The sequence below is a fragment of the Bacillus sp. LR--39 genome (assembly GCF_053613335.1).
In genome coordinates this window covers 1-778 of record NZ_JBSIOT010000717.1, presented here as the reverse complement: position 1 = coordinate 778, position 778 = coordinate 1, and the positions used below count along the sequence as shown (strand labels likewise).

The following is a 778-nucleotide window of genomic DNA, read 5'->3' as shown; positions in this document are numbered from 1 at the left end:
CACTTCAGGCGGCGTTTGCCTCTGTTGCGGAAAAATTCGACATGACATGGAGCTTAACTTTGGCAAGCGAACTGAAGCGTGTCGCCATTTTCGTTTCAAAGGAGCTCCACTGCCTGCATGAGCTGATTTGGGAATGGCAAACCGGCAATCTGATGGCGGAGATCGCTGTTGTCATCAGTAACCATGAGGAAGCGAGAGAGCTGGTTGAGCGCCTGAACATTCCATTCCACTATATGAAAGCGAACAAAGACATCAGAGCGGAAGTCGAAAAGAAGCAGCTTGAACTGCTGGAGCAGTACGATGTTGATGTCATCGTGCTCGCACGCTATATGCAGATTCTAACTCCTGATTTTGTTTCGGCTCATCCGAATCGCATCATCAATATCCACCATTCATTCCTGCCAGCTTTTATCGGTGCGAATCCGTACAAACGGGCCTACGAGCGCGGCGTGAAACTGATCGGTGCGACATCTCATTATGTGACAAACGATCTTGATGAAGGGCCGATCATTGAACAGGATATTGAGCGTGTGGACCACCGCGATAATGCGGAAGCGCTGAAAAACATCGGAAGAACAATTGAGCGTAGCGTGCTTGCCCGTGCTGTGAAATGGCATTTGGAAGACCGTGTCATCGTTCATGAAAATAAAACAATCGTCTTTAACTAGACTGCAAGAGGCCCGCGCAATGCGGGCTATTTTTGATGACAAAAAACCTTGACAAGTGTCTTTTTTCTTTGCATAATATAAAAAAATCATTGAGCGTTGAAGAGGATCAG

Annotated in this window: 1 protein-coding gene; it reads left to right on the top strand. The window is 47.0% G+C overall.

Going from position 1 to position 778, the window contains the following annotated elements:
• On the top strand, positions 1 to 668 hold a 668-nt coding region (gene purU / locus ACWHAR_RS26070; protein WP_452088298.1), incomplete at its 5' end, for a formyltetrahydrofolate deformylase.
• Positions 669 to 778 lie beyond the last annotated feature (110 nt).